The organism is Aliarcobacter trophiarum LMG 25534 (genome assembly GCF_003355515.1).
In the GTDB taxonomy this organism is placed as follows: domain Bacteria; phylum Campylobacterota; class Campylobacteria; order Campylobacterales; family Arcobacteraceae; genus Aliarcobacter; species Aliarcobacter trophiarum.
Window position 1 is genome coordinate 291541 of sequence record NZ_CP031367.1, and the last position, 19117, is coordinate 310657.

A 19117-nucleotide genomic window follows, 5' to 3' on the forward strand; every position below is an offset into this window, starting at 1 on the left:
AAATGTCTGAAAATTTATTAATATCACTAAATAAGTCACAAAAAAGTGCAGCAGAGCATATAGATGGACCTCTTTTAATTCTAGCAGGTGCTGGAAGTGGAAAAACAAAAACTATTACAACAAGATTAGCTTATTTAATCTCTATTGGGATAGATCCAAAATCTATTTTGACTTTAACTTTTACAAATAAAGCAGCAAATGAAATGAGAGATAGAGCATTTTCTCTTTTGGATACAAATAGTTTAAATACACCACCACTTTTATGTACATTTCACAAGTTTGGACTTCTATTTTTAAAGTTTTATATAGGGGAATTAGATAGAAAGAATAACTTTATAATCATAGATAGTGATGATAAAAGAAGAGTTTTAAAATCAATCAATAAAGAGATACCAACAGCACTTTTAGGAAGTGAAGTCTCAAAATATAAAAACTCTATTATGACACCTAGTGAAGTAAAAGCACAAGCACAAGGTAAACTATATAGTGAAATTGCAGATATTTATCAAAAATACGAGGAGCATCTTTTTAAAAATAATCTTGTAGATTTTGATGACTTACTCCTTTTACCTTACAAAATTTTAAAAAATAATCAAAAATTAGCAGAACTTACTAGTCAAAAATATCAATATATAATGGTAGATGAGTATCAAGATACAAATGAACTTCAATATAGACTTTTAAGACTTCTTTGTTCAACTCATAATAATCTTTGTGTTGTTGGAGATGATGACCAAAGTATTTATGGATGGAGAGGTGCCTCAATTAAAAATATTTTAAATTTTAATGAGCATTTTAAAGATGCAATTATAGTAAAACTTGAAGAGAACTATAGATCAACTGATACTATTTTACAACATGCAAATGCTTTAATAGAGCACAATAGAGATAGATTAGGAAAGAAACTTGTAGGTACAAAAGATAAAGGTAACTCTATAAAAGTCTATGAATCACACGATGAAAATGATGAGACTAGGAAAATAGTTGATGATATAAAAAGTTTGATAAATAGTGGAAAAAATCCAAAAGATATTGCAATTTTATTTAGAGTAAATGCTCTAAGTCGTTCTTTAGAAGAGGGATTTAATAAAGCAAGTCTTAGTTATAAATTAGTTGGTGGAATGAAGTTTTATGAAAGAACTGAGATAAAAGATTTAATAGCATATTTTAGAATTCTAACAAATTTAAGTGATAATTTTTCTATAAAAAGAGTAATAAATAAACCAAAAAGAGGAATAGGACAAACTACTATTGATAAACTTGAAGAGAGTGCACAAAATCAAGGAATTGGGATCTTTGAGTTAATACAAAAAGCGACACCAGAAGAGTTAAGTGCAATTGTAGGTAAAAAAAATGCAAGGACAATAAAAGTTTTTGAAGCTTCAATATTGGATTTAAGGGAGCTTATGGCCGAGTCAAAAATGAGGCTTTTAGATAGTTTTGAAGAAGCATTTGATTATAGGGCTTCATATGATAATCTTCCAGATGGTTTTGAAAGACAAGCAAATATTGATGAGTTTTATGGATATATTAGAGATTTTTTTATTCAAAATCCACATTTAGATTTAAAAGATTTTTTAAATGAGATAGCCCTTGAAAATCAAAGCGATGAGTATAGTGGAGATGCTGTATCTATGATGAGTATTCATGCTTCAAAAGGTTTGGAGTTTAAATATATATTTATAATTGGTTTAGAAGAGGGATTTTTCCCAATAATTGGGGATGGAACAGATTTAGAAGAGGAGAGACGATTAGGTTATGTAGCTTTTACAAGAGCTATGGATGATTTAACTCTATCTTTTGTCCACTCAAGATTTTACAAAGGGAAAAGAACACAACTAAATAAAAGTAGATTTTTAATAGAGAGTGGTTTGGTTAAAGGGAGTTTGGTAATTGAAAAAAGCTCAGGTTTTAAAAAAGGCGATATGGTAAATCATAAGATATTTGGACAAGGAAGAGTTGAAAAAGCAGTTAATGCTGGAAAAGATTATAAGCTCACAATAAATTTTGGTGGGCAAAAAAGAGATATATTATCATCTTTTGTTGAGAAAAACTAAAGGTTTGTTTTGCAAAAAAGAGTTTATGAAAAAGGCGAGTTAAATAAACTATTTGTTGTAAAAAAACCTATGTTTATTAGCTCAAATTTTTATTTAAATAAGTTTAAAAGAGCTTATAAAAATAAAAAGGCTGGATTTAGTGGAACTTTAGACCCATTTGCAAAAGGGTGTTTGATAGTTGCTTTTGGACAATATGCAAAGCTTTTTAAATATTTAGAAAAAACACCAAAGGTCTATAAAGCTGTTATTTGGTTAGGTGTTAGTTCAGACTCTTTAGATATTGAAAGAATTAATAGTATAGGGTTTGAAAAAGAATTAAATATTGATTTTGTAAAAAAAGAGATAGAAAAGTTAAAAGGTAACATAGAGTATATTCCACCAAAATTTTCAGCAAAAAGAGTAAATGGGCAAAAAGCTTATGAGATTGCTAGAGAAGGTTTGGATTTTGAATTAGAAAGTTCAATTATGCAAATATTTGATATAAAGTTTATTAGATATAATCACCCTTTTATCAGTTTTGAAGTAAAAGTTAGTGAAGGTTCATATATTCGCTCTCTTGCCCAAATATTTTTAAGAAATATTGGTTCCATTGGAACTTTGAGTTATCTTGAAAGAGTTTGTGAGGGAAAATTTAGATTTGAAAACCACAAAGAGTTAAATCCTATGGATTTTATAGATTTACCAAAAAATAACTATACTGGAACAAAAGAGTGGCTAGAGTTTGGTAGAAGAATAAGTAAAGATTATTTAGACATTAAAGATAATGGAAAATATATTATTGAAGTAGATACTTTTTTTTCAATTATAGAGATAATTGATAATGAAGTAAAATATCTGTTAAACAAAGTTCCAAAAATAGAGGTTAAAAATGACTAAAAAATCTTATGCTAAAGTAAACATATTTTTAAAAATTACTGGAGTTAAAGATAATTATCATCTAATAGCCTCAAGATTTGTATTGGTAAAAACAGTTTTTGATACTATTAGTTTTGTAAGAAAAGATGTTGAAGATTTCTCAATTTTAGGGAACTTTTCTTGTGCTTTAGAAAAAAACACAGTATATAAAGCCTATAAAGAGCTTGAAAAATTTCCTAAGGTAAAAGAGTTCTTTAAAAAAAATATTGTAAAAATAGATAAAACTATTCCAGAGTTTGCAGGACTTGGCGGTGGAAGTTCAAATTGTGCAACCTTTTTAAATATGGTTAACCAAGTTTGTAGTTTAAATTTAAGTAAAGATGAACTGGCAAAAATCGGCTTGAATATTGGAGCAGATGTCCCTTTTTTTATATATGAATATAATAGTGCAAATGTTAGTGGAGTTGGAGAGATTGTTGAGGAGTTTGAGGAAGAGTTAATTAATATTGAAGTAATTACTCCAAAAATAGCTTGCGATACAGGAAAAATATATAAAAATTTTAGAGAAAAGTTCTATAAAGAGTTAAATAGAAATGAAGTTAAGGAATTGTTTTCTACAAATTCAAAAGATATTTTAGAAAAACTTAGCATATATGAAGCAAATGATTTGTATCTTCCAGCTTTGGATTTGAACCAAAATTTAAAAGAGTTTGAAACAAGTGGATGGTTTTTTAGTGGAAGCGGAAGCTCATTTTTTAAAGTTTTTAAGGAAAATTAATGGCAAAAAAAGAAGTAAAAAAAAATTTAGTATTTAGAAATAAAAAAGCATTTCATGATTTCACAATTTTAGATAACCTTGAAGCTGGAATTGTGTTAGAAGGTAGTGAAGTAAAAGCAATAAGAGAAGGAAGAGTAAACTTAAAAGATAGTTTTGTAAGAATAATAAAAGGAGAGGTTTTTCTTTTAAATGCACATATTTCACACTTAAGCACAACACATACAACATATAGACCAGATGAAAAACGTCCTAGAAAACTTCTATTGCATTCAAAACAAATAGGAAAAATGTACTCAAAAGTGACTAAAGAAGGAATCACTCTTGTTTGTACAAAACTCTATTTTAACTCTAAAAATATGATAAAAGTTGAAGTAGCAACGGCAGAAGGTAAAAAGCTACATGATAAAAGAGAAGTATTAAAAGAAAAGAGTCTAAAAAGAGAGAGTGAACAAGCTATGAAATCCTATAAATAAGATAATTTTTATCTTAATTTTTTATTAAAAAATATATCAAAAATGAAGTTAAATTGTTAATTTTTTGTTAATTTTTTTGTTTAGTTTAAGTTTTTCTTAGATACTATTTTGACTAATGAGTGACATTTTGTGACTTGTATATAAATTTTTGTTAGGAGGAAATTGATGCAAAACAGTGCACAAATTGAGTATGACTACTCTGTTGCTAAGTGTTTTACATTTGCGACAATCTTGTTTGGTATCATTGGTATGACAATTGGTGTTGTACTTGCTTTTCAATTAGCTTTTCCAGAGCTAAACTATTTAGCAGGAGAGTACGGTACTTTTAGTAGATTAAGACCACTACACACAAATGGTGTTGCATTTGGATTTACACTAAGTGGAGTTTTTGCTGGTTGGTATTATATATCACAAAGAGTTTTAAAAGTTTCATTAAAAGAGTCTCCTTTTTTAATGGTGGTTGCAAAACTTCATTTTTGGGTATATTTTATAACAATTCTTTTAGCTGTTGTAACACTTTTTATGGGAATTACAACATCAAAAGAGTATGCAGAACTTGAGTGGCCATTAGATATTCTAGTTGTTGTTTTCTGGGTTTTATGGGGTATTTCTATATTTGGGATTATTGGAATTAGAAGAGAAAGAACACTATATATCTCTATTTGGTATTTCATTGCTACATTTATAGCAATTGCAATGCTTTATCTATTCAATAATATGGAAGTTCCAACTGCACTTGTAAGTGGATATGGTTCTTGGATTCACTCTGTATCTATGTATTCAGGTACAAATGATGCGATTATTCAATGGTGGTATGGACATAATGCTGTTGCATTCGTATTTACTACTCCAATTATTGCATTAATTTACTACTTTTTACCAAAAGAGTCAGGGCAAAATATCTACTCATATAAACTATCAATCTTAGCATTCTGGGGATTACTATTTGTTTACTTATGGGCTGGTGGACACCACTTGATTTATAGTACTGTTCCAGATTGGATGCAAACTATGGGTTCTGTTATGTCTGTTGTTCTAATTTTACCATCATGGGGATCTGCTATTAATATGCTTTTAACTATGAAAGGTGAGTGGAATCAGTTACAGTCAAATACTGTAATCAAATTTATGGTTTTAGCATCAACATTCTATATGCTAACAACACTTGAAGGACCAATTCAATCTATTAAATCAGTAAATGCTATTGCACACTTTACAGATTGGATTCCAGGACACGTTCATGATGCTGTTTTAGGATGGCTTGTATTTATGATTATGGCAGCATTATTCCATATGGTTCCTAGAATGTTCAAAAGAGAGTTATACTCTAAATCGTTGATGGAGACACAATTCTGGTTACAAACAGTTGGAATTGTACTTTACTTTACATCAATGTGGATTGCTGGTATTACTCAAGGTATGATGTGGAGAGCTTATGATGAGTATGGTTCATTAGTTTACTCATTTATTGATACAGTTACAGTGTTACATCCATACTATACAATTAGAGCAGTTGGTGGTTTAATGTACTTAATTGGTTTCTTTATGTTTGCTTACAATATCTATAAAACTATTAGATGTGGAAGAGTACTTGATAAAGAACCAGCTAATGCAACACCAGTAGCTGCTTAAGAAAGGGGAAAAAATGTTTCATTGGTTAGAACAAAGACCGTTTTTCTTTGCGGTAATGGTATTTTTATTTGTTGCATTTGCAGGAGTTATTGAAGCAATTCCAGATTTTGCAAAACAGGCTAGACCAACAGTTGGTACAAAACCATACTCTGTATTGGAATTAACAGGAAGACAAGTATATATAAAAGATAGTTGTAATGCATGTCACTCTCAATTAGTAAGACCATTTAAATCAGAGACTGATAGATATGGTATGTATTCTTTATCAGGAGAGTATGCTTATGATAGACCATTCTTATGGGGTTCAAAAAGAACTGGACCTGATTTAATGAGAGTTGGAAACTATAGAACTACAGATTGGCATGAAAACCATATGAGGGATCCAAAAGCAGTTGTACCTGGAAGTATTATGCCAGCATATGAGCACCATTTTACAAATATTGCTGATATTGAAACTGCATATGCTGAAGCTTATACTGTAAAAGCAGTATTTAACACTCCATATGATCAAGAAGGTATGCCAAAGCTGGGAACTTGGGAAGAAGCTAAAGCTGCTGCTTTAGAAGAAGCTAAAGCTATTGCTGCTGATATGAAAGATGAGAAGGTTAAACAAGCTGTTGCAAATGGTGAAGTTCCTGAAATAGTTGCATTAATTGCATATTTAAATTCTTTAAAATAGAGGTTGGTTATGGATTATGAAACACTAATGACAATTCAAGGTTATGCAAAGTTCTTTTTGATTTTAGTAGTATTTATACTATTTTACTCTTATGCTTTCTCCTTATATAGAAGAGAGAAAAAGGGTGAAAGAGATTTTGAAAAGTATTCAAAGCTTGTACATGATGATTCAAGTGTTTCAGTTCCTCTTGAAAAAAGAGATATTAAAAAAGTTATAGGTAATAAGGAGAAATAAGATGAAATCTATGATTATAGGTGGAATAATTCTTATCATCGCATTAATGGCAGGAACTTACTTCGTTGCAGGTGATGCTTTTATTAGTGATGATTATATCAATGCATTAACATTTTTAGGAGCAGCTGCTATTATCACAATTAGTACGTTTGTTGTTTTAAAATATATTAATCAGATGAAAAATGATACAGCAAGTGGTGAACTTGCTGATGAGAATTGGGATGGAATTGGTGAGTACAAAAATGCTGTTCCAACAGGTTGGGCTATAGCATATATTGGTGTTATTATTTGGATGTTTTGGTATTTCACAGTTGGTTATCCAATTAATGGGTTTTCTCAAATTGGTCAATGGAATGAAGAGACAAATGAGTATAATGCAAAGTTTGAAAGCAAATGGCAAAATCCAAATGAGCAAACTTTAAAAGCTATGGGGCAATCAGTATTTTTGGTACAATGTGCTCCTTGTCACGGAGTTGATGCTGAAGGGATTAATGGAAAAGCTCAAAACTTAACAAAAAGAATGAGTAAAGAGCAAGTAGAATTTACTATTAGAAATGGATCAAACCATTTAGTTGATGCATATCCAGGTGGAATGCCTCCAATGATGCTTCAAGATGATAAAGATATATCAGATGTATCTGCTTATGTTGCAAGTGGATTTAAAGGTGAGCAACCAGCAGCTTTTGCAGCTTGTGCAGCTTGTCATGGAGATAATGGAGAAGGAATGCCAATGGTAGGTCCAAATATCAAAGCTTATGATGATGCTTTAGTTCTTGCAGTATTAAAAGATGGAAAAAAAGGACTTTTAGGTCATATGCCAAGCTTTGAATCAAGATTAAATGAGACACAAGAGAGAGCTTTAGCTTCATATATTAGAAGTTTAGGAGATAAGTAATGGCAAATAATACACAAATGAATGAAAATGAAAGAGGAATTTTTAAGTTACATGGAATTACTGGAATGCTAGTAGCTGTTGTTTTACTTTTAACAATCCTTGTAGTATTAGTTTTTAATGGTGTTTTAGTTCAGCAAAGAGAAGCTTCTAATGCTTATCAAATTAATCAAGACTTAAATGCCTTAAAAGCAAATAGTCCTGATAACTATAAACATTACCAGTTAATTGGTAATGGTAAATAAGGAGTGAAGTATGGACAGATTAATTACTATTTTGCTTTTGGTTTCGGCTCTTATGACAATTTATTATGCATTTTTTGACCAAGCAAAAGTATTTGTTGGTTAAATGAGAAATTTTAGATTTTTGAAAGTAGGGGTGATATTTTCACTTCTACTTTTTTTATTTACAAACAGTTTTGCACAAGATTTTATACTAAAAGATGATTTAATAGATATAAGAGCAAAAAATAAAATTATTGAGATTGGTAGTGAAGTTAAAACAAAAACTGGTGTAAATATTTATGTTTATGCAACTTCTAGTTTCGATTTAGATAAAAATATAACTACAAAAGAGAAAATAGATTATATAAGAAATTATGAATTAGATATTTTAAAAAATATTGAAAACCCTTATGTGATAATAACAATTTCACTTGAAGATACTCATGTTAATTTATACTATAGTGATAGCTTAGAAAAAATAATAGATAAGAATGAAATCCTTGATGATTATGTTGTGCCTTTATTGGCATCAAAAGATAAAAATACAGTTGCTTCAAAAATTAGTGCTTCTGTTTTAAATGGCTATGCAGCAATAGCTGATAAATTGGCAGATTCAAAGAATATTGAACTTGAAAACAATATTGGGAATCAAGGAAAAGTTGCTAGTACAATTTGGAGAGTTTTTATATATTTTGTATTATTTGCAGCACTATTAGCATATATTTATGCAATTTTACGAAAGAGAAAATAGTATGAAAAAAAGAAATTATTGGCCACTGTTTTTTATAGCAATTTTTGCTTTTACTGTTTATATGATTATTTGGACAATTTATAAAGCAACACAAGCTCCTGTTATAGAAGATAGAAGTTTTATGCAAAAATACCAATACGTAGATGAAAATTATAACTCTATAATGACATCAAATATAAATTTTTTAGAAAAATATAGTTTAGAATTAGATTTAAATGGAAAGATTTTTCCTCTTACAACAGAAGATATAAAATATGGTCAAAGAGTTATTGAAAAATACTCAAACCACAAAGATATTCTAAAAGTTGGAGACAATAGTCTAAATATTGTAGTTCTTAATAAAACTACAAATGAGAAAATGCCTATATCTATTGATTTACTTATTACAAAAACTATGTCAGATGATAGTAATTTGAATCTAAAAGATGAAAACTTTATAAATGAAAAAAATTTATATACTACAAATTTTAATCTAAGTGAAGAGACAAATTGGATTATAACAGGTAGTTTTAAAATTGAAAATGAGATAGGATATATCTTTATAAAAACAAATGCTAAGTAAAAAAAAACTTATAATTTTTCCTACACAAAGAGCAATTAGAAGTTATTTAGAGAGAAAAAAATCTCTAAATACTTTATTGCCAACCTGCCTTACAATTGATGATTTCTTAAAAAAATCTATATACTTTGAAAATAAAATCTATTGCGACGAAGAACAAAGAGTATTACTTTTAAGCGAAGCTGTAAAAGATATTGATATTAGAAAACTAGGGATTAGTTCTAGTTTTACAAAGTTTTTAACTCAAAGTGAGTATATTTATAGATTTTTTTTGGAAATATCAAGTGAAGATATTGAGATAAATGATATTAAAACAAAAGATACTTATGAGTTTTATAGTGAGCATTTAGCTATTTTAAATGAAGTTTTAAAAAACTATAAAGAGCTTTTGGATAAAAATTTGTTTGTTGATAGAGTAAATTTAAAAGATAATTATAAGATAAATATTGAATATCTGAAGTTATTTGAAGATATTACAATAAACTTTGAAGGTTATTTTACAAAACAAGAGTTTGAAATTATAGAAAAGATAGCACAAGTAAAAGAGATAAAGATAGCATTTTTCTCAAATATCTACAATCAAAAATCTCTTCAAATATTTAAAGAGATGAATTTTGATTTAAAATTAGACTATAACTATATTGTAAACCTTTCAAAAAAAGAGATAATTAGTGAGATAGTTTTAGAAAGAGATATAAAGAATATTGAGATTAAAGGGTTTTCTTCAAGACTGAATCAAATCGCATATATAAAGTCATCAGTGGTAAATTGTGTAAATATGGGAATAAATCCAAATAATATTGCTATTGTTTTACCAGATGAGAGCTTTTCAAGTAGCTTAGAGCTTTTTGATAAAGAAAAATATTTTAACTTTGCTATGGGAAAGAGTATTTTAAATAAAAATTTATATCAAAAAGTAGATGCAATATATAATTTTATAATAGAAGATGATATAAAAAATAGAGAAAAGATTAAGTTCTTAGGCATAGATATAAACTTTATAGAAAAAGAGATTAGAGAGAATTGGAATAGAGTTTGTAAAAAAGATAAATTTCTAGAAATAACAGATTTTCTAAAAACTAGTGAGCAAAATATAGAGTTAATAGAAAAATATGATGAACTAGTATATAAACTAAGTTTTGTTCTTTTTTCACAAAACTTTGATTTAAGACTAAAAGATATTTACAAGATATTTCTTCAAAAACTGGCAAAACTATCTTTAGATGATGCACACTCAGGAAAAATAACTGTTATGGGGCTTCTTGAAACTAGACTTATAGATTTTGAAGCTATTATTATTTGTGATTTCAATAACTCATTTATTCCAAAAATCTCACTAAAAGATAAGTTTTTATCTACAAAAGTAAAATATTTGTCAAATTTACCAACAAAAAATGATAGAGAAAATCTTCAAAAGTATTACTATAAAAAGTTAATAAACTCTTCAAAAAATATATTTATCTCTTATGTTAGCTCAAAAGAGAGTGAGATTTCAAAGTTTGCCTATGAGTTATTTGGTGATATAAAGAGTTCAATAAATGATGATATTTATAAAGATATTTTATACAAAAGTAGAAAACTTGAATTTAAAGATGAAGAGATTTTAAAAGAGATTGATTTAACAAAACAAACTTGGTCTGCAAGTTCTTTGAAAATGTTTTTGGAGTGTAAAAGAAGATGGTATTTAAACTATATTTTGAAACTAAAGGAGCATACAATTTCAAAACTCCCAAAGAGTTTTGAATTGGGAAATATAGTTCATAGTGTGCTTGAAGAGTATTATAAAAGTAAAAATGCAAATATAGATGAGATTTTCTTAAAGCATAAAAGTAATAACCCATTTTTAACTCTTGATTTAGAGGTGTTTAAACACAATATTTTAGAACTTCTTGAAGATGATAAAAAAAGGCTAGAAACTAGACAAATTGTAGATATTGAAAAAAAGTTTTCTATAAATTATAGAGATTTTGAACTAATTGGTGTAATAGATAGAGTTGATAAGCTTCTAAATTCTGAAGATAATTTTGAGCTAATAGATTATAAAACCTCAAGAAGCTTAAAAATAGATACAATAAATACATATAGTAAATCTTGCAATTTTCAGCTAGAGTTTTATTTTTTAGCAATAAAAAATCTGTATGAAACTGCAAATATAAAAGCCTTTTACTATGATATATTTCAAAACTCTTTGAAAGAGGAGATAGTTTTAAGCGAAAAATTAGAGCTTTTACAAACTATCTTTGATGATTTAAAAGAGCAAAGTAAAAGTGAAATTGATTTTTGTAAAACACAAGATAAAACTCTTTGTCTTTATTGTCCATATAAAATTATCTGTAATAGGGAATAGTTTTTAAAAAAGGGTTGTGAAACCCAATTTTAAACTATTTAATTAAACTTGAGATCGCTTTAAAGTTTGGATTTTTTGCATCTAAAGTTAGTTCAAATAAAATTGATTCATAAGTTGTAGGTACAACTCCTGCTTGAATTAGTCTTTTTATAGCCATTTTATGGTCAAGTTTTGTTCTACTACCACTACAATTTGTAACTAAAATTACATTAAAACCATTTTCTAGTAAATCTATACAAGTTTGAAGTACACAAACATGTGTTTCAATACCAGCAACAACTATATTTTTTTTACCAGATTTTTTAAAAGCATCTAAAATATCGCTTGTTTGACATCCTGAAAATGTAGTTTTTTCATAAGCTGTGTACTCAGAAACTAGCTCTTTTAAAACTGGAATTGTCTCTCCTATTCCTTTTTTATATTGCTCATTTACAATAATTGGAATATCTAAAACTTTCATTCCCTTTACTAAAATAGGAAGAGTTCTTTCAAGCTCATCTTTATTTCCAATATGTGGGAAAAGTCTCTCTTGCACATCTACTAGGCAAAAAAGTGTATCTTCTATTTTTATTCTCATTTTTAAGCTCCCAATTTAAAATTTAATGATTTAATATATCAAAGCTTTATAGCTTTTATCTAGCTTTTTTACAAAAGCTATGTTAATATTTTTCAATTATTTTAAAGGATTTAAAATGTTTGAAAAAATAGGAAATATCTTAAAATATGAAGGTGTTTTTAGTATAGTAGCAAAAGGTGATGATTTCCCACATATTGTAAATAGCTGGAACTCTTATGTTAGTTTAAAAGATAATAAACTTATTGTTCCTGTTGGATTTATGAATAAAATGGAAGAGATTTTAAAAAAAGATAGTAGAGTAATAGTAGTTTTAGGAACAAAAGAGATAGAAGGACTTTATGGTATGGGAATGGGTGTAAGAATCTTAGGAACAGCAAAAATAGTTGATAATAATGAAGATTTTAAAAAGAAAAAAGAAGAGTTTGAGTGGGCAAGAGCAGTCATGATTATAGAGATAAATGAGGTTATTCAAACTGCATAAATGTTAGATAAAAAGCTTTGCTTTTTATCTCTTAGTCTTTATTTAAAAGCCATTGCTTCAGCTCTTTTTAAAAGCTCAACAGCACCTTTTTTTATAAACTCATTTGCAAAATCTCTTCCAGCCATTTCAAAACTATTTATATCTACAATTTTTTCATCTTTTATATACTCAGTTCCATCTGGTAAACCAACAATTGCATTGATTCTTACAGATTTCTCATCTAAAATAGTAGCCTTTACACCTATTGGAACTTGGCAACCGCCTTGTAAAGTATCTACAAAGCCTCTCTCAATTGTTGATTCAATTTGCGCATTTTTATCATTTAAAACTTTTACTATCTCTATGATTTTTGGGTTTGTTGTTGTCTCTATTCCTAAAGTTGCTTGTCCCATAGATGGAATCATAGTTTCAACTGGGATAGGATAAAAATATTTTACCTCACCTTGAAGATTTAATTTCTCTATTCCTGTTGCTGCAAGTATTATTGCATCATATTCACCAGCATTTAGTTTTGCTATTCTTGTGTTTATATTTCCTCTTAAATCTTTAAGAGTAATATCAGGTCTTAGCATTTTTATAGCCATTCTTCGTCTTAAACTTGTAGTTCCTACAACTGCACCTTTTGGAAGTTCATCTATACTTTTATATTTGTTACTCAAAAGTGCATCTTGTGGATTAAATCTTTTTGAAACAGCAGCCAAAGTAAGCCCATCTTCAAACTGTGTTGGAACATCTTTTAAAGAGTGAACTGCTAAATGTGCACTACCTTCTAGCATTGCAACTTCAAGCTCTTTTGTAAAAAGCCCTTTTCCTCCAATTTTTGCCAAAGGAACATCAAGAATTTTATCCCCTTTTGTTACAAACTCTTGAAGCTCAATTTTCATATTTGGATAGTGTTTTTGAAGCTCTGATTTTATATATTCACTTTGCCAAAGTGCCAGTTGGCTTCTTCTAGTTGCAATTACTAATTTTTCCATTGATTCCTCTTTTATTTTTTGATTAAAGATTTGTATAGCTCTTTAGTTGGGTCAATTTCACCATTTATATAGATAGTTGGAGTACCAGCAACTAAAAGGTCATCACCAAGTGCTATCTCTTTTTCAAGGCTATTTACAACATCTTTTTTATTTAAATCTTCAATTTTTATATTTGTTTGTAACTCTTTATTAAATGCGTTTAAGATAGTTTTATCATCTGTTGTTGATACTTCAAAATGTTTTTGCCAATCTACCTTATATGCTTTTAAAACAGCATCTTGCCCTAATTTTATCTTTGCGATATCAATTAATTTAGACAAAGTTGTAGATGCTGGGTGTATATGAGTTAGAGGAAATGCATAGTAATAAAGAGCTATATTATCACTATTTTTAGATACAAAATCGATAACTTCTGGAACATATTGCATACAAAATGGACAAAGAGGATCTGAAAAAATAACAATTTTATCTTTGGCTTTTTCATTTCCAGCTATTAGTTTTGATTTTTGATAATATTTATCTGTTATATTTGGAACAACAGTAGATTTAAGTGATTTTGATGTTTTTATATCAAATAAATCAGTTGCTACAACTTTTCCATCACTAAATAGAGTATCTTTTATTTTCATATTTTTATCTTGAATTACAGCATCAAAATCTAAAATATAGCCGTACCAACCTTTTACTTCAAGCTCTTTTTTGTAAAAAACTTTTATATTACTTGCTTTAACATTTGGGTTTTGTGATAATCTTTTTTTCTCAAAATCAACTACTAAGTTGTCATTTGCAAATAGAGTTGCACTTGCTATTGAACTTAAAACTAATAGCTTTGTAATTTTATTCATATTCTTTTCCTTTTAAATAAATTTGTAGTCTATCTTTTTTTGTTTAATTGAAGGTTAATCTTAACTCTTCGATTTTACTGTAATTTTTTTTAAATCAAATAGCTCTTTTGCACGGTTAAGCATCTTTGAATTTAAAATATCATCAATTTGTAGCTCTTTTGAAGCTACTGTTTCATTTTTACTTTTTGTCATATCAGCAACACAACCAGCACCTTGCTCTATATCTTCTATTATTGAATCAGTTTGATTTAAAAAATTAACATCATCTTCTAAAGGCTTTTTTAATAAGGTGGCCTCCTCCTTTTTAAAATCTAGCTCTATTGATGAGCCAAAAATATCTTGAGCAAATGTTTTTATAAGTCCAAAATATTTAAATAGGAGTTGCCTCTCTTCATCTTTTGCATAAGAGATTATATTTAGAGTATTATTTGAAAAACCACTAAATATGAAGTTTTTTTCAAAACATTCTCCTAAAGTTGGGTCTCTATCATAAACTTTTTCTATTAAAAGCTGGTATTTGTCATTATCATTGTTACTCTCTTCTAAAAAAGGTACATAAGCTACATCTTCAAAACTACTATTTTCTACAGTTTTCTCTTCTTTAATAGTATTTTGTTCTACTGTTTCTATTTTTGCTTCAACTTTTGTAGGTATCTTTTCAATCTGTTCAATAATTTCATCTATACTTTTTAAGTTAGTTGCCTCAATTAGTTTAAGTAAAGTCAAAATTAAAACAAAGCCATCATCACTATTTAAAGTTAAAAGGTATTTTGCATCACTTAAAATTCTAAAAAATCTATCATATAAAGTAATATCAAATCTTACATCTTTTGATAGCATTTTATCTTTTAAAAAAATTGCAATTTCATCACAAATTTGACCAACTTCATATGATTGAAGCTCTTGAAGTAGTGGATTTATATCCTCTTTATTTAAAATTACTTTAAATATTTTTTCCATCAAAGCAGGGTTTATTAATCCTAGCATATCAACCACACTAGAAGTTGCAACTTTCCCTTTTGAAAATATAATAGATTGGTCAAGTAGAGTCAAAGTGTCTCTTAAGCTTCCTTGTCCACTTCTTGCAAGTATATCTAAAGCATCTTTTTCGAAAGAGATATTCTCAAGATTTAGTATATGAGAAAGATGATGAACTACATCATTTTGTGATATTTTATTAAACCTAAAGTGTTGAGTACGGCTAAGGATTGTTGCTGGAAGTTTTAGAGCATCTGTTGTCGCAAGAATAAATTTTACAAAAGGTGGTGGCTCTTCAAGTGTTTTTAATAAAGCATTAAAAGCTTGAGTTGTAAGCATATGAACTTCATCTATGATAAAAACCTTATATCTTGCAAGATTTGGTTTATATTTTGTATGCTCGATTAGTTCTTTTATATCATCAATTCCTCTATTACTAGCAGCATCCATTTCTATAATATCAAGATGTTTTCCACTCTTTGCACTAAGACAATTTTCACAAATCTCACAAGGTTTACTCGTTGGCCCATTTACACATAAAAGTGCTTTTGCCATAATTCTAGCAGTACTTGTTTTTCCACTTCCTCTAAGCCCAGAAAATAAATAGGCATGAGATAATCTTTTGCTATCAAGTGCAAGGCTAAGAGTTTGAGAAATTGTAGTTTGCCCTATTAAATCTTCAAATTTTTCAGGTCTATATTTTAGAGCTAAAACTCTATCATCTTTTATATTTGCACTCATAATTCGCATTTCCTCATATTAAATTTATTTTTCCCTAAAATTATCTTTACCATATCAGAATTTATCTTTCCAGTATATAAAATATCTATACTTAACTTATCATTACTACTATTTTGTAAATCTTGACTAAGAGCCATAACTCTTTTTGCAATTGCATCACCTGTATCAATCAAAAGGACATCATCTCCAACAATATCTAAAATTGTCTTTTTTACTAAAGGGTAGTGAGTACAACCTAAAACTATTGTATCAATCTTATTATGGAGCATCGGTTTTAACCAACTTTCAAGCATAGAGTAGGTTTTTAAGCTATTTATTTCTCCTTTTTCAATCTGCTCAACTAGTCCAATACAAGCTTGTTCATATAATTTTACTTCACTTTTTGTTGTTAATTCATTTGCTAAAAGTTGATATTTTTCACCTTTTAGTGTTGAAGCAGTTGCTAAAATACCTATATTCCCAGTTTTTGTATTGTTTATTGCAGGTTTTATCCCTGGTTCTGTACCTATAATTATCAAAGATGGGAAAACTTCTCTTAAATGTTTTATAGCAACAGATGTAGCAGTATTACAAGCAATTACAAGAGCATCTATTTTATAGTTCTCCAATAAAAAATTTGCAATTTTTTCAGATCTTAAAAAAATCTCATCTTTATTTTTATCTCCGTAAGGTGCATATAAAGTATCAGCTATATAGAATATTTCAGCACCTTTTAGATTTTTTATAATTGCATTTAATACAGTTAAGCCACCAAGACCTGAATCAAAAACTCCTATTTTCAAATAGTTCCTTATTAAAATTTTGGCAAAATTATAGCTAAAAAGATATAACTAAAATGTTAAACAAATTAATTTTAAAAGGAGATCTTTTGTTTTATTATGAGCATCCGTATAAGCCTATTTTATTTGAGGATACAAAGAGAGTTATAGTAGGAACTTTACCGCCACCTAGATTTTTTCTTAAGAATTTAAAAGAAGAAGATGTAGATTTCCCTTATGGTTCAAAAGATAATCTTTTATGGAAAATATTGGATAAACTATTTTTTTTAAATCTAAATTATAAAAATAGTACTACAGAGATAGATAAAAGGCTAAATTTTCTAAAAACTAATAAGATAGGAATTTGTGATATTGTACAATCTTGTAAAAAAGAGGTACTAGATTCTAGTGATAACTCTATGAAGGATGTTATTTTAAGAGATATTTTCTACTATTTAAAAGAGTATAAAAATATAGATACAATTTTATTTACAGGAAAAAATTCAAAAAACTCTCCTGAGTATTTTTTTCGGCAAATTATAAAAAAGAAGAATATTAAATATGAAAAGCTTGAAAATGATTTTTTAAGAGTTCATAAATTTGTTTTTGAAAATAGAACTATTTTTACAATATCTTTAATATCTCCTTCAAATGCTGCAAATAGGTCTATTGGTTCAAATCATTTATATAAAAAAGAGAGAGAAAAGAGTATAAATTTTACAAATTTTGATTTTAGATTAAATGAATATAAAAAGGCTTTAGAGTTTGAAAACTTAAAATTTTAATTGAATAAAAGGGGATAAATTTTAAGTTTTCAATAGTGATTGTAAAATGTTGTGAGAGGTTTAAATTGTATTTAAAGCTTAAGGAAAAATCCTTAAACTCAGTTTTTTATCAAACAATTCCTTGTTCAATCATAGCATCAGCTACTCTTCTAAACCCAGCAATATTAGCTCCTAAGACAAAGTTTGTAGGTTCACCAAACTCTTCAGCTGTTTTGCTTACTCTTTGGAAAATTCCATACATAATTTGCTCTAATTTTGCATCAACCTCTTCAAAAGTCCAAGAAACCATAGAAGCATTTTGAGCCATTTCAAGTTGGCTTGTTGCAACTCCACCAGCATTTGCTGCTTTTCCAGGTCCATAAGCTATTTTTTTCTCAACAAAATAGTCAACAGCTTCATTTGTTGATGGCATATTTGCACCTTCACTTACACAAAAACATCCATTTTTTATAAGCTCTTTCGCATCTTCAAGATTTAATTCATTTTGTGTAGCACTTGGGAATGCTGCAAAACATGGAATTGACCAAATGGCATTTCTATCTTTTGGATAATCTTCAACAGGAGTATAAACTGCTTGTTTTCTATATTTTACATATTCACTTAGTCTTGCTCTTTGGTTCTCTTTTAGCTCTTTTAATAGATCTAAATCAATTCCTTCTTCATCCAAAATCATACCTTTTGAATCACTACAAGCAATTGGTAAAGCACCAACATGATAAAGTTTTTCAATAGTATAAATAGATACATTACCAGAACCAGAAACTATACATCTTTTACCTTTTAAAGTTTCACCTTTAGCATCTAGCATATTTTTTGCAAAATATACACAACCATAACCAGTTGCTTCTGTTCTTGCTAAGCTTCCACCCCATTTTAAAGATTTTCCTGTAAATGTTCCATCATATACATTTGCAAGTTTTTTGTACATTCCAAACATATATCCTATCTCTCTTGCTCCAACTCCAATATCTCCAGCTGGAACATCTGTTGTTGCTCCAATATGTCTATATAACTCTGTTACAAAGGCTTGACAAAATGCCATTATTTCATTATTGCTTTTACCTTTTGGATCAAAATCACTTCCACCTTTTCCTCCACCAATTTGAAGACCTGTAAGTGCATTTTTGAATATTTGTTCAAAACCTAAGAATTTAATAATTCCAGTATTTACAGTAGGGTGAAATCTTAATCCACCTTTGTATGGTCCTAAAGTTGAACTAAATTGGATTCTATATCCTTTATTGATTTGGATCTCTCCTTTATCATCAACCCAAGTAACTCTAAACATAATTTGTCTTTCAGGTTCAACCAATCTTTCTAAAACCTTAAAATCTTTATATTTTGGGTATTTTTCGAATAGTGGTTCTAGTGAGTGTAAAACCTCTTCGGCTGCTTGATGAAACTCATCTTGACCAGGACTTGTTCTTTTTAGATACTCTAAAAGTTCATTTATATTTGCCATTTTCCTTCCTTTTATTCAAATTTCGGGTTAGG

20 protein-coding genes are annotated in these 19117 nt (G+C 28.4%); 14 read left to right on the forward strand and 6 right to left on the reverse strand.

Translation table 11 applies throughout. The features are described 5' to 3' along the window. Positions 1–2: 2 nt before the first annotated feature. The 12 genes from ATR_RS01580 (at position 3) to ATR_RS01635 (ending at position 11481) form a co-directional block, all read left to right on the forward strand. Positions 3–2057, forward strand: coding sequence for an ATP-dependent helicase (locus ATR_RS01580; RefSeq protein ID WP_115427747.1), 2055 nt, complete (start codon positions 3–5; stop codon positions 2055–2057). 9 nt (positions 2058–2066) lie between these two features. Continuing rightward, complete coding sequence (gene truB, locus ATR_RS01585; protein ID WP_115427748.1) at positions 2067–2933, forward strand: tRNA pseudouridine(55) synthase TruB; 867 nt, start codon at positions 2067–2069, stop codon at positions 2931–2933. Beyond that, positions 2926–3690 (forward strand): 4-(cytidine 5'-diphospho)-2-C-methyl-D-erythritol kinase, encoded by a 765-nt coding sequence (locus ATR_RS01590; RefSeq protein ID WP_115427749.1) that lies wholly within the window; start codon positions 2926–2928, stop codon positions 3688–3690. The genes truB and ATR_RS01590 overlap by 8 nt, the downstream gene beginning before the upstream one ends. Then, complete coding sequence (smpB, locus tag ATR_RS01595) at positions 3690–4163, forward strand: SsrA-binding protein SmpB (RefSeq protein WP_115427750.1); 474 nt, start codon at positions 3690–3692, stop codon at positions 4161–4163. The genes ATR_RS01590 and smpB overlap by 1 nt, the downstream gene beginning before the upstream one ends. Before the next feature lie 165 nt (positions 4164–4328). After that, the gene (gene ccoN, locus ATR_RS01600; RefSeq protein WP_115427751.1) at positions 4329–5795 is read left to right on the forward strand and encodes a cytochrome-c oxidase, cbb3-type subunit I; all 1467 of its coding nucleotides are present in this window, start codon (positions 4329–4331) and stop codon (positions 5793–5795) included. 13 nt (positions 5796–5808) lie between these two features. Further along, the gene (ccoO, locus tag ATR_RS01605; RefSeq protein ID WP_115427752.1) at positions 5809–6474 is read left to right on the forward strand and encodes a cytochrome-c oxidase, cbb3-type subunit II; all 666 of its coding nucleotides are present in this window, start codon (positions 5809–5811) and stop codon (positions 6472–6474) included. A gap of 9 nt (positions 6475–6483) precedes the next feature. Then, the gene (locus ATR_RS01610; protein ID WP_115427753.1) at positions 6484–6708 is read left to right on the forward strand and encodes a CcoQ/FixQ family Cbb3-type cytochrome c oxidase assembly chaperone; all 225 of its coding nucleotides are present in this window, start codon (positions 6484–6486) and stop codon (positions 6706–6708) included. A 1-nt stretch (position 6709) separates the two neighbouring features. Next, the gene (locus ATR_RS01615; protein WP_115427754.1) at positions 6710–7603 is read left to right on the forward strand and encodes a c-type cytochrome; all 894 of its coding nucleotides are present in this window, start codon (positions 6710–6712) and stop codon (positions 7601–7603) included. After that, positions 7603–7845 (forward strand): DUF4006 family protein, encoded by a 243-nt coding sequence (locus ATR_RS01620; protein ID WP_115427755.1) that lies wholly within the window; start codon positions 7603–7605, stop codon positions 7843–7845. The genes ATR_RS01615 and ATR_RS01620 overlap by 1 nt, the downstream gene beginning before the upstream one ends. Before the next feature lie 103 nt (positions 7846–7948). Further along, a complete protein-coding gene (locus ATR_RS01625) occupies positions 7949–8575 on the forward strand; it encodes a hypothetical protein (RefSeq protein WP_115427756.1) in 627 nt (208 codons plus the stop codon). A 1-nt stretch (position 8576) separates the two neighbouring features. Next, positions 8577–9137, forward strand: coding sequence for a hypothetical protein (locus ATR_RS01630; protein WP_115427757.1), 561 nt, complete (start codon positions 8577–8579; stop codon positions 9135–9137). Further along, positions 9127–11481 carry a PD-(D/E)XK nuclease family protein gene (locus tag ATR_RS01635; protein WP_115427758.1) on the forward strand — a complete coding sequence of 785 codons (2355 nt, stop codon included), beginning with the start codon at positions 9127–9129 and terminating at the stop codon, positions 11479–11481. Before ATR_RS01630 ends, ATR_RS01635 begins: the two co-directional genes overlap by 11 nt. A gap of 34 nt (positions 11482–11515) precedes the next feature. Here ATR_RS01635 and ATR_RS01640 read toward each other — a convergent pair whose 3' ends face one another. Continuing rightward, the gene (locus ATR_RS01640) at positions 11516–12058 is read right to left on the reverse strand and encodes a hydrolase (protein ID WP_115427759.1); all 543 of its coding nucleotides are present in this window, start codon (positions 12056–12058) and stop codon (positions 11516–11518) included. 115 nt (positions 12059–12173) lie between these two features. On the opposite strand from ATR_RS01640, the gene ATR_RS01645 reads away from it, so the two are divergent. Then, the gene (locus tag ATR_RS01645) at positions 12174–12539 is read left to right on the forward strand and encodes a pyridoxamine 5'-phosphate oxidase family protein (RefSeq protein ID WP_115427760.1); all 366 of its coding nucleotides are present in this window, start codon (positions 12174–12176) and stop codon (positions 12537–12539) included. 38 nt (positions 12540–12577) lie between these two features. On the opposite strand, the gene hemC is transcribed toward ATR_RS01645, so the two are convergent. The 4 genes from hemC to murI are packed head-to-tail and all read right to left on the reverse strand — an operon-like array spanning position 12578 to position 16862. Then, positions 12578–13516: a hydroxymethylbilane synthase gene (gene hemC, locus ATR_RS01650; protein WP_115427761.1), complete on the reverse strand. Its 939-nt coding sequence runs from the start codon at positions 13514–13516 to the stop codon at positions 12578–12580. An 11-nt stretch (positions 13517–13527) separates the two neighbouring features. Further along, positions 13528–14361: a thioredoxin domain-containing protein gene (locus ATR_RS01655; RefSeq protein WP_115427762.1), complete on the reverse strand. Its 834-nt coding sequence runs from the start codon at positions 14359–14361 to the stop codon at positions 13528–13530. A 60-nt stretch (positions 14362–14421) separates the two neighbouring features. After that, positions 14422–16080, reverse strand: coding sequence for a DNA polymerase III subunit gamma/tau (locus tag ATR_RS01660; RefSeq protein ID WP_115427763.1), 1659 nt, complete (start codon positions 16078–16080; stop codon positions 14422–14424). After that, on the reverse strand, positions 16077–16862 hold the full coding sequence (murI, locus tag ATR_RS01665; protein WP_115427764.1) for a glutamate racemase: 786 nt from the start codon (positions 16860–16862) through the stop codon (positions 16077–16079). Before murI ends, ATR_RS01660 begins: the two co-directional genes overlap by 4 nt. An 86-nt stretch (positions 16863–16948) precedes the next feature. Between murI and ATR_RS01670 the strand changes: the two genes are divergently transcribed. Further along, positions 16949–17623 (forward strand): uracil-DNA glycosylase family protein, encoded by a 675-nt coding sequence (locus ATR_RS01670; protein ID WP_164966690.1) that lies wholly within the window; start codon positions 16949–16951, stop codon positions 17621–17623. 109 nt (positions 17624–17732) lie between these two features. Here ATR_RS01670 and gdhA read toward each other — a convergent pair whose 3' ends face one another. Continuing rightward, on the reverse strand, positions 17733–19085 hold the full coding sequence (gdhA, locus tag ATR_RS01675; protein ID WP_115427766.1) for an NADP-specific glutamate dehydrogenase: 1353 nt from the start codon (positions 19083–19085) through the stop codon (positions 17733–17735). Between the last annotated feature and the right edge of the window lie 32 nt (positions 19086–19117).

Bases quoted from the DNA above. Each gene is read 5' to 3' on its own strand.
- ATR_RS01580 (WP_115427747.1), top strand. From the start codon at position 3: ATGTCTGAAAATTTATTAATATCACTAAATAAGTCACAAAAAAGTGCA.
- ATR_RS01590 (WP_115427749.1), top strand. From the start codon at position 2,926: ATGACTAAAAAATCTTATGCTAAAGTAAACATATTTTTAAAAATTACT.
- smpB (WP_115427750.1), top strand. From the start codon at position 3,690: ATGGCAAAAAAAGAAGTAAAAAAAAATTTAGTATTTAGAAATAAAAAA.
- ccoN (WP_115427751.1), top strand. From the start codon at position 4,329: ATGCAAAACAGTGCACAAATTGAGTATGACTACTCTGTTGCTAAGTGT.
- ccoO (WP_115427752.1), top strand. From the start codon at position 5,809: ATGTTTCATTGGTTAGAACAAAGACCGTTTTTCTTTGCGGTAATGGTA.
- ATR_RS01610 (WP_115427753.1), top strand. From the start codon at position 6,484: ATGGATTATGAAACACTAATGACAATTCAAGGTTATGCAAAGTTCTTT.
- ATR_RS01615 (WP_115427754.1), top strand. From the start codon at position 6,710: ATGAAATCTATGATTATAGGTGGAATAATTCTTATCATCGCATTAATG.
- ATR_RS01620 (WP_115427755.1), top strand. From the start codon at position 7,603: ATGGCAAATAATACACAAATGAATGAAAATGAAAGAGGAATTTTTAAG.
- ATR_RS01625 (WP_115427756.1), top strand. From the start codon at position 7,949: ATGAGAAATTTTAGATTTTTGAAAGTAGGGGTGATATTTTCACTTCTA.
- ATR_RS01630 (WP_115427757.1), top strand. From the start codon at position 8,577: ATGAAAAAAAGAAATTATTGGCCACTGTTTTTTATAGCAATTTTTGCT.
- ATR_RS01635 (WP_115427758.1), top strand. From the start codon at position 9,127: ATGCTAAGTAAAAAAAAACTTATAATTTTTCCTACACAAAGAGCAATT.
- ATR_RS01640 (WP_115427759.1), bottom strand. From the start codon at position 12,058: ATGAGAATAAAAATAGAAGATACACTTTTTTGCCTAGTAGATGTGCAA.
- ATR_RS01645 (WP_115427760.1), top strand. From the start codon at position 12,174: ATGTTTGAAAAAATAGGAAATATCTTAAAATATGAAGGTGTTTTTAGT.
- hemC (WP_115427761.1), bottom strand. From the start codon at position 13,516: ATGGAAAAATTAGTAATTGCAACTAGAAGAAGCCAACTGGCACTTTGG.
- ATR_RS01655 (WP_115427762.1), bottom strand. From the start codon at position 14,361: ATGAATAAAATTACAAAGCTATTAGTTTTAAGTTCAATAGCAAGTGCA.
- ATR_RS01660 (WP_115427763.1), bottom strand. From the start codon at position 16,080: ATGAGTGCAAATATAAAAGATGATAGAGTTTTAGCTCTAAAATATAGA.
- gdhA (WP_115427766.1), bottom strand. From the start codon at position 19,085: ATGGCAAATATAAATGAACTTTTAGAGTATCTAAAAAGAACAAGTCCT.